Annotated in this window: 8 protein-coding genes; 5 read left to right on the top strand and 3 right to left on the bottom strand. The window is 72.7% G+C overall.

The genetic code is table 11. The features are described from left to right. Positions 1-320: 320 nt before the first annotated feature. The 3 genes from E1265_RS28750 (at position 321) to E1265_RS28740 (ending at position 4,664) form a co-directional block, all read left to right on the top strand. On the top strand, positions 321-1,913 hold the full coding sequence (locus tag E1265_RS28750; protein ID WP_132933916.1) for an alkaline phosphatase D family protein: 1,593 nt from the start codon (positions 321-323) through the stop codon (positions 1,911-1,913). A gap of 115 nt (positions 1,914-2,028) precedes the next feature. After that, complete coding sequence (locus tag E1265_RS28745; RefSeq protein ID WP_132933918.1) at positions 2,029-2,967, top strand: arabinan endo-1,5-alpha-L-arabinosidase; 939 nt, start codon at positions 2,029-2,031, stop codon at positions 2,965-2,967. A gap of 101 nt (positions 2,968-3,068) precedes the next feature. After that, positions 3,069-4,664, top strand: coding sequence for an alkaline phosphatase D family protein (locus E1265_RS28740; RefSeq protein WP_132933915.1), 1,596 nt, complete (start codon positions 3,069-3,071; stop codon positions 4,662-4,664). Between the two features lie 61 nt (positions 4,665-4,725). Here E1265_RS28740 and E1265_RS28735 read toward each other — a convergent pair whose 3' ends face one another. Together E1265_RS28735 and E1265_RS28730 are read right to left on the bottom strand one after the other, a co-directional pair. Next, entirely contained in the window at positions 4,726-5,649 is a 924-nt protein-coding gene (locus tag E1265_RS28735) for a lysylphosphatidylglycerol synthase domain-containing protein (protein ID WP_243741181.1), read from the bottom strand. A 67-nt stretch (positions 5,650-5,716) separates the two neighbouring features. Next, positions 5,717-6,955 carry a DUF4032 domain-containing protein gene (locus E1265_RS28730; RefSeq protein ID WP_132933913.1) on the bottom strand — a complete coding sequence of 413 codons (1,239 nt, stop codon included), beginning with the start codon at positions 6,953-6,955 and terminating at the stop codon, positions 5,717-5,719. A 70-nt stretch (positions 6,956-7,025) separates the two neighbouring features. Between E1265_RS28730 and E1265_RS28725 the strand changes: the two genes are divergently transcribed. Next, positions 7,026-7,451 (top strand): MerR family transcriptional regulator, encoded by a 426-nt coding sequence (locus tag E1265_RS28725; protein WP_132933912.1) that lies wholly within the window; start codon positions 7,026-7,028, stop codon positions 7,449-7,451. Continuing rightward, on the top strand, positions 7,448-7,786 hold the full coding sequence (gene trxA / locus E1265_RS28720) for a thioredoxin (protein ID WP_132933911.1): 339 nt from the start codon (positions 7,448-7,450) through the stop codon (positions 7,784-7,786). Before E1265_RS28725 ends, trxA begins: the two co-directional genes overlap by 4 nt. 117 nt (positions 7,787-7,903) lie before the next feature. Here the strand turns inward: trxA and E1265_RS28715 are convergent. Further along, positions 7,904-8,920: 4-hydroxythreonine-4-phosphate dehydrogenase PdxA (locus tag E1265_RS28715; RefSeq protein WP_207931251.1), on the bottom strand; the 1,017-nt coding region annotated here is incomplete at its 5' end.

The raw sequence follows: 8,920 nt of genomic DNA, 5'->3' as shown, positions 1-8,920 counted from the left end.
GGTGCGGGGGGTGTGGGGGGCGGGACAACGTGACTCAGGGCCGCTTTCCGGGTTCGGAGGACTATTCGGAGGATTTTCACCGGACTGCGATGCAAGCAGGCGCTTTCGTCGTTCCGGAAATCGCCGGATGAACAATCGACTCCGTTCTCCGACGACCCGGAGAACGGAACATTCCGGCGCCTTTCGGCCATCGGTCCCGGTCCGCAAGCCACATTGCGCCGTAAGGTCGCGGCTCACCGCCGTTAAGGCACCGGTATCGAGCGGCTGTCACGGTCTGCCCCGGCAGAGTGCCATGTCCCCGACATACCGGAGGAACACTCATGTCCGAATCCAGGACCGGCCGGCGCCGCTTCCTCGCCGCCGGCGCCACAGCCCTCGGCAGCGTCGCGGTCGGCCAGTTGGCGGGCGCGGCACCGGCCGGCGCCGTGCCGCCGCGGGTGCGCGCCGCGCGCCCGGTCGCCGCCCGACCGGCCGAACCCACGGTGCCCGACGGGGCGTTCTCGCTCGGCGTGGCCTCCGGCGACCCGCTCCCGGACGGCGTGGTGCTGTGGACCCGGCTGGCGCCGGAACCGCTGACCGGCGGCGGCATGCCGGACCAGGCCGCGACCGTGAGCTGGCAGATCGCCGAGGACGCCGGGTTCCGGCGGATCGTCCGGCAGGGCACCGCGCGGGCCGAACCCTCCCTCGGGCACAGCGTGCACGTCGACGTCCGCGGCCTGCGCCCACACCGTGACCACTGGTACCGCTTCCGGGTCGGGAACCAACTCTCCCCCGTGGGCCGCACCCGCACCGCGCCCCCGGCCCACGCCGAGGGCGGCCGGCTGCGGCTGGCGCTCGCCTCCTGCCAGAACTGGCAGCACGGCTGGTTCACGCCCTACGCCGACATGGCGGGGCAGGACGTGGACGCCGTGCTGTTCGTCGGCGACTACATCTACGAGAGCGGGCCGTCCGCCACCGCCGTGCGCCGCCACGAGGGCACCGGGGAGCCGTACTCGCTGGTCCAGTACCGCAACCGGTACGCCCAGTACCGCACGGACCCCGACCTGGCGCGGATGCACGCCGAGGCCCCGTGGATCGTCACCTTCGACGACCACGAGGTGGACAACGACTTCGCCGGCGACATCCCGCAGGACCCCGACCGGCAGCCGCACGACGCGTTCGTCGCCCGACTCACCGCCGCCTACCAGGCGTTCTACGAACACATGCCGGTGCGGGCCACCGCGGTGCCCTCCGGCCCGCACATCAGGGTGCACCGCCGGCTCGACTTCGGACGGCTGGCCAGGCTCCAGGTGCTCGACACCCGGCAGTACCGCAGCGACCAGGCCACCAACCAGGAGGGCGCCGGGAGCCCGCTGTTGACGATGCTCGGCGCCGAGCAGAAGCGCTGGCTGCTTGACGGCCTCCGGCGCTCCCCCGCCCGCTGGAACCTCATCGGCTCGCAGATCATGATGGCCGAGACCGATCTGCTGGTCGGCGACGGCAAGCAGTGGTTCTACGACGCCTGGGACGGCTACCAGGTGGAACGGAACGCGCTGCTCGACGAGTTCGCCGCCTTCCGGAACCCGGTGGTGCTCTCCGGCGACCGCCACCTGACCATGATCAGCGACCTCAGGCGGGACTTCGCGGACCCCGGCTCCCGGGTCGTCGGCGCCGAGTTCGTCTCCACCTCGATCAGCGCCAACGGCGACCAGGACCAGGCCGCCTTCCGCGCCGAGTGGGACCCGCGCCGGGCCGACAACCCGCACTGGAAGCTGCTCGACGCGCACCGCGGCTACCACCTCTTCGACATCGACCGGCGCGGCGTCGAGGCCCGGGTGCGGATCGTGGACACCGTCCGCCAGCCGACGGCGACCGCGAGCACGCTGGCCACCCTGCGGGTGGAGAACGGCCGCCCGGGCGTCGAACTGGCGTAGAGGGGCGGGGCTTTCGGCAACCTTCCGCCGGGTCGCGACCACTTCAGCGGTGAGAGCTTCCCCACCGGTGAGGAGTGCCACCGTGAGCCCTGTGTACCGCCTGTTGTCCCGCTTCATGGCGGCGGCCCTGGCCGCCGCCGCCATGCTGCTGCTGACGCCCGGCAGCGCCGTCGCCTACCCCAACCCGGGGCTGGTCACCGGCGCCGTCGGCATCCACGACCCCTCGATGATCAGGACCAGTTCCGGCTACGTGCTGTACGGCTCCAACAACCGTCTTGACGCCCGCACCTCGTCGGACCGGATCGCGTTCGCCAACGCCGGCTCCGCGTTCAGCTCGCCGCTGTCCTGGTGGTCGACCTACTCGCCCGAGCAGAGCCCCTGGGCGCCCGACATCTCCTACCACAACGGCGTCTACTGGCTGTACTACGCGGTCTCCAGCTTCGGCTCCAACCACTCGGCGATCGGCCTCGCCACCTCGAGCACCGGCCGTCCCGGCAGCTTCACCGACCGCGGCATCGTCTACTCGACCACCTCGAGCTCCAACCACAACGCCATCGACCCCAACCTGCTGGTCGACGACAACGGCACCTGGTGGCTGACGTTCGGCTCCTGGTGGACCGGGATCAAGCAGATCCAGCTCAACCCGGCCACCGGCCTGCGGCACGCCACCAACCGCACCGTCTACAGCCTGGCCTCCCAGGGCGGCGGCATCGAGGGCCCGACGCTGGTCAAGCGCAACGGCTACTACTACCTGTTCAACTCCTACGGCACCTGCTGCGCCGGCACCAACAGCACCTACCACATCAAGGTGGGCCGCTCCACCAGCCCCAACGGCCCGTTCGTCGACCGCAACGGCGTCAACCTGATGAACGGCGGCGGCACCCTGGTACGGGAGACGCAGGGCCGGTACATCGGCCCCGGCGGCCAGTCGGTGATGAGCGACGTCGACGGCGACCTGCTCGTCTACCACTACTACGACGGCCAGGACAACGGCGCCCCCAAGCTCGGCGTCAACATGATCAACTGGAGCAGCGGCTGGCCCGTGCTGTACTGAAAGACCAGTTGGTCCGTTGGGCTGCTGTTCGCCGAGATTTCCGCCCGCGTGCCTCGGCCGCGGGCGGTCGCCGGACCATGCTGCCGACTGTCGAAGAACACATGAGCGACAGGAGAAAGCGGATGCCGGTGTTGCCCTCGATGCGACCGTCAAGGAGAAACGTGCTACGCGGCGGCCTCGCCGCCTCGGCCGGGCTCGCCCTCCCCGCACTCGCCGGCACCGCGCCCGCCCTGGCGCTCTCCGGCCGGCCGAGCGCCGACTGGGGCGTCCAGGTCGGGGACGTCACCAGCTCGTCGGGGCTCGTCTGGGTGCGCTCCGACCAGCCGGCCCGGATGATCGTGGAGACCTCGGCCACCGACTCGTTCCGGCGCGTGGAACGCTGGCGCGGCCCGCTGCTCGGCCCGGGCACCGACTACACCGGCACCACCCCGCTGCGCGGCCTGCCGGCCGGCGAGCAGGTGCACTACCGGGTGCTGCTCGCCGACCCCGACGACCCGCGCCGGGTCGGCGAGCCGGTGACCGGCACCTTCCGCACCGCGCCGGCCCGCCGCCGCGACGGCGTCAGCTTCGTCTGGTCCGGCGACCTCGCCGGTCAGGGCTGGGGCATCAACGAGGAGCTCGGCGGCTACCTGCTCTTCGAGGAGATGCGCCGCCTCGACCCCGACTTCTTCCTCTTCAGCGGCGACACCGTCTACGCCGACGGCCCGCTCACCGACCGCGTGACCCTGCCGGACGGCCGGGTCTGGCGCAACGTCACCACCCCCGAGAAGGCGAAGGTCGCCGAGACCCTGGCCGAGTACCGGGGCAACTTCCGCTACAACCTCCAGGACGCCAACCTGCGGCGCTTCAACGCCCAGGTGCCGGCCATCGTCCAGTGGGACGACCACGAGGTCACCAACAACTGGTACCCCGGCGAGATCCTCGCCGACGACCGCTACACCGAGAAGTCCGTCGACGTGCTGGCCGGCCGGGCGCGGCGCGCGTTCGCCGAGTACTTCCCCATCCCCACGCTGAGCCCCACCCGCGACGGGCGGGTGCACCGGGTGGTGCGGTACGGCCCGCTGCTCGACGTGTTCGTGCTCGACATGCGCACCCACCGCGACGCCAACTCCCCGAACCGGCAGGGCGAGAACGAGCAGGGCATCCTCGGCGCCGAGCAGCTGCGCTGGCTCAAGACCGAGCTGTCCCGTTCCCGGGCGGTGTGGAAGGTGATCGCGGCCGACATGCCGATCGGCCTTGTCGTGCCGGACGGCGCCACCGACTTCGAGGCGGTCGCCAACGCCGACCCTGGCGCGCCGCTCGGCCGAGAGCTGCAGATCGCCGAGCTGCTGCGCTTCGTCAAGCACCGCCGGATCACCGGCACCGTGTGGCTGACGGCCGACGTGCACCACACCTCGGCGCAGCACTACCAGCCGTCCCGGGCGGCGTTCGGCGACTTCGAGCCCTTCTGGGAGTTCGTGACCGGGCCGATCAACGCCGGCGCCTTCCCGGCCAGTGCGCTGGACGCGACCTTCGGCCCCGAGCGGGTGTTCGTCAAGGCGCCGGAGCGCGGCAACGTGTCGCCGGCCGAGGGCTACCAGTTCTACGGCGAGGTGGAGATCGACGGCGGCAGCGGCGAGCTGACCGTCAGGCTGCGCGAGCTGGGCGGCACCGTGCTCTACACCAGGGTTCTCCAGCCAGGCCTTGTCGGTCAGTAGCCGGCCGAGCGGCGCGCCGCCGTGCCGGGACCGCGCCGCGGTCCCGGCACACCCGGCCGCGTCAGACCACCTTCCACCGCACCAGGCCGGCGAGCACCAGCGCGCCGGGCAGCAGGGGGAGCCAGACGGTGATCACCCGGTAGACCAGCACGGTCGCGGTGGCGGCGCCGGCGGTGGCACCGGTGGCCACCAGGGCGACGACCAGCGCCGCGTCGACCGAGCCGATGCCGCCGGGCGAGGGCACGGCCGCCGCCACCACGGAGGCGGCCAGGTAGGCGAGGACCAGGTGGCCGACGGGCACGGTCAGGCCGAGCGCGAGGGCGACGGTCACCAGGCCCGCGGCCTGCAGCATCGGGAAGGCGAAGGAGCCGCCCCACAGCGCGAGCACCCGGGACGGTCTGGTGTGCAGCGAGCGGACGTCGGTGAGCGCGGTGCGCGTGAACGTGACCACGGCCCGGCGGACCCGGCCCACGCAGGCCAGCGCCAGGGCCACCGCGAGCAGCACGGCGCCCACCATGGTGGCGGCCAGCGACAGGCCGATCTCCTCGGGCAGCAACGTCTCGAGCCGCAGCGCCTCGGGGAAGGCGAGTAGCAGCGCGAGCAGCAGCGTCACCCGGGCCACGCCCTCGGCGAGGTAGTAGAGGGCGAGGGCGGCCGAGTAGCGGGCCGGCGGCAGCCCGCAGCGGGCCATGAAGCGGATGTTGACGGCGCCGGCGCCGATCCCTGAGGGCAGCAGGTGGTTGGCGGCCCCCGCCGCGAACTGGGTGACCAGCAGCCGGCCGGCGGGCAGCCGTTCGAGCACGGTGCCCTGCCGGGCGAACGAGACGGCGACCCAGCCGAGCAGGGTGCTGGCCACGGCGGCCAGCATCCAGTACCCGTTCCCATCGAGCGCCTGCCGGACGCCCGAGCTCAGGTGCGACCGGTTGTGGACGAGCCAGACGGCCACGGCGACGATCGGCAGCAGACAGAGGATCCGTCGGAGCACGCGCCGAGCATGGCGGCGCGACGTGTCCGGCGGTGAGCCGGGCGGTGGCCGGCAGGAGACGGCCGCGTCAGGCCGGGAAGACAACCGCGTCCTCGTCGTCAGGACCCCGTCTCCCGCGGCCGGCCAGGTAGTCGCGGGCCGCCTCCTCCATGGTGACGTCCTCGCGGCGCAGCTCGGAGAGCGTCAGCCGGTGCTCGAGCAGCTCGTGGTAGATCTGCGCGGTGTCCACGCTCTCCCGCAGCTCCCGTGGCACGGTCCGGACGGCGGGTCGGAACACGTCGCGGACCCAGCGGTGGGCCAGTACCTCGGGGCGGGCGCCGAGCGGGTCGCCCGGCGCGTAGTCGTCCTGCGACGCCATCCAGGTCTCCAGGTCGCGCAGCAGGCTGCGGGCCTGGTTCTCCTCGGCGTCGAGGCCGGTGAGGCGGAGCAGCTGGCGCTGGTGGTGGCCGGCGTCGACGACCTTGGGCAGGAAGGTGACGGCGTCGCCGTCCGGCGAGCGCTTGATCTGCATCTCGGCGACATCGAAGCCCAGGTCGTTGAGCCGCCTTATCCGCCGGTCGATGTAGTGGCGCTTGTCCCTGGGGTAGACGGAGGTGCGGGTCAGCTCGTGCCACAGCTCGCCGTAGCGCTCGCAGATCTCGTCGCCGAAGGGTACGGGGTCGACCGAGGGGTGCAGGGAGCCGCCCGCCTCCAGGTCCATCAGCTCGCCGGCGATGTTGACCCGGGCCACCTCCAGGTCGTACTCGCGCTGCCCGTTGGAGAGGGTGGGCTGGATCTGGCCGGTCTCGGCGTCGACCAGGTAGGCGGCGTAGGCGCCGGCATCCCGGCGGAAGAGGGTGTTGGAGAGCGAGCAGTCGCCCCAGGCGAAGCCGTTGAGGTGCAGCCGGACCAGCAGCACGGCAAGCGCGTCGAGCAGCCGCTTGATGGTGGTGGGCCGCATGGTGGTCTCGAACATCGACCGGTAGGGCAGCGAGCCCTTCAGCTGCCGGGTGATCAGCACGGGTTCGAGCGGCTCGCCGTTCACGTCGTGGCGGCCGGTGACCACGGCCACCGGGTCGACGGCCGGCACGGCGAGCCGCCCCAGGTCGCGCAGCAGCCCGTACTCGCGGACCGCGGCCCACTCGCCGACCTCCTTGACGGCGACCACCTCGCCGCCGGCCCTGGCGAACCGCACCACGTGCCGGGAGATGCCGCGGGGCAGCGAGACCAGGTGCTTCTCGGGCCAGTCGGTCAGCGGCACGTCCCACGGCAGGTCGAGGAGCGTGATCGGGTGCTCGGGGTCGGTGGCGGTGATCTGCAGGTCCATGACCCCAGTCTGCGTCACGGGGGCCCGCTGCTTGCCTGTACGTCGACGTAAAGGTTTACGGTCGGGAGCCATGCGCATCGGTGAGCTGGCGAAGCGCGCGGGGACGACGACACGGACCCTGCGCTACTACGAGTCGCGCGGGCTGCTGCGGTCCCGGCGTGCGGGGAACGGCTACCGCGACTACGACGAGGACGACCTGCGGCAGCTGCGGCAGATCCAGACGCTGCGGGACTTCGGCTTCGACCTGGAGGAGACCAGGCCGTTCGTCGACTGCCTGCGGTCCGGGGAGCCGGCCGGGGACGTGTGCCCCGCCTCCCTCGAGGTCTACCGGCGCAAGCTGGCCGAGCTCGACGCCTTCGTCGCGCGGCTCACCGAGGTGCGGACCACGCTCGGCGCCCGGCTGGCCGCCGCCGAGCTGGCGGCCGGCGCCCGGGTGCCGGGCGGCCCGCCGCCGCGCTGCGAGTTGATCGACGACGACCTGGAGGACGGACGATGACCGCCACGACGAGCGTGACCGAGGTCACTGACGCGACCTTCGCGGAGGAGGTGCTGCGCTCTGAGCTCCCCGTGTTGGTGGACTTCACGGCCGACTGGTGCCCGCCCTGCCGAATGATCGCGCCGGTCCTCGACGAGCTGGCGCGGGAGGAGGCCCACCGGATGCGGGTGGTCTCGCTCGACGTGGACCACAACCCGGCCACCGCGTCGGCCTACGGAGTACTGTCCGCGCCGACGCTGATGCTGTTCCGCGCCGGCGAGCCGGTGCGGTCGCTGGTCGGCGCCCGGCCCAAGCGGCGGCTGCTCGCTGAGCTCGCCGACGAGCTGGACGCGTAGGCGCTCCGCTGGCAATGCCGCGACGGGCCGGCTTTCACCCGCAGCGCCGTGGAGGCCGGTAGCGCCCACGCCCCGGCGTCTGCGGCGGCGCGGCCCCCGGGCCCCCGTGGGCGCCGCCTAAGCGCTCCGCCGCCTTCCGCCGGCCGCCGCAGCGACGCCGAGTCTGGTGGCCAGGCGGAACGCGTTGTTCATCGAGCCCATGGTGGCCGCGCGCCTGCCGACCAGGTCGAAGGCCGTGCCGTGGGCCGGGGTGCAGATCGGGATGGGCAGCCCGCCGGCGATGGTGACGCCGCCGTCGAAGCCCATCAGCTTCATCGCGATCTGTCCCTGGTCGTGGTACATGGTCAGCACCCCGTCGAAGTCGCCGGCGCGTGCCCGCAGGAAGATGGTGTCGGAGGGGAAGGGGCCGGTGGCGTCGATCCCCTCGGCCCGCAGGTCCTCGACGGCCGGCGCGATGATGTCGATCTCGTGCCGGCCGAAGCGGCCGCTCTCCCCCGCGTGCGGGTTGAGCGCGCAGACGCCGACGCGGGGCGCGGCGATGTCGGCGCCACCGCGCAGCACCCCGTCGAGCAGCCGGCCGGCCGCCGCCACCCGCTCGCGGGTGATGCCGGCGTCCACCTCGGCGATGGAGATGTGCGAGGTGACCCGGGAGGTCCACAGGCCCGGCAGCACGTTGAGCTCGGAGGTGAAGCCCTCGACGCCGAGGACGACCTCGAACCAGCGCAGTTCGTCGCTCTCGGCGAGCCCGGCCAGGTGCAGCGAGGACTTGTTGAGCGGGGCGAACAGGATGGCGTCGACCTCGCCCTTGGCGGCCAGGTCGAGCGCCACCCGCAGGTTGTCCATGGCCCACCGCCCGCCGGCCTCGGTGGCCCTGCGCCGCTCGAAGGGCGCGGCGGGCCGCCGGTCGCCGTTGTCGACGAGCAGCGGCTTCCCCTCGGTGGAGGTGGTGGCGTAGTCGATGGCCAGGCCTGAGTCCTCCTCGGCGAGGGCGAGTTCGGTCGGGTCGGAGATCAGCAGCAGGTCGGCGGCGGCCGTGGTCTCGGGGTCGGCGAGCAGCCGGGCGACGAGCTCGGGGCCGATGCCGGCCGGGTCGCCGAGGGTGACGGCGACGCGGGGGCGGGTCGGGGCGGTGGT

Source organism: Streptomyces sp. 8K308 (assembly GCF_004348315.1).
Lineage (GTDB): Bacteria > Actinomycetota > Actinomycetes > Streptomycetales > Streptomycetaceae > Streptomyces.
The sequence above is the reverse complement of the archived record's forward strand: the minus strand, read 5'-3'. Positions and strand labels throughout refer to the sequence as shown.

Excerpts from the sequence above, each read along its gene's own strand:
- E1265_RS28730 (WP_132933913.1), bottom strand. The coding sequence starts at position 6,955 with ATGGACCTGCAGATCACCGCCACCGACCCCGAGCACCCGATCACGCTC.
- E1265_RS28750 (WP_132933916.1), top strand. The coding sequence starts at position 321 with ATGTCCGAATCCAGGACCGGCCGGCGCCGCTTCCTCGCCGCCGGCGCC.
- trxA (WP_132933911.1), top strand. The coding sequence starts at position 7,448 with ATGACCGCCACGACGAGCGTGACCGAGGTCACTGACGCGACCTTCGCG.
- E1265_RS28725 (WP_132933912.1), top strand. The coding sequence starts at position 7,026 with ATGCGCATCGGTGAGCTGGCGAAGCGCGCGGGGACGACGACACGGACC.
- E1265_RS28740 (WP_132933915.1), top strand. The coding sequence starts at position 3,069 with ATGAGCGACAGGAGAAAGCGGATGCCGGTGTTGCCCTCGATGCGACCG.
- E1265_RS28745 (WP_132933918.1), top strand. The coding sequence starts at position 2,029 with ATGGCGGCGGCCCTGGCCGCCGCCGCCATGCTGCTGCTGACGCCCGGC.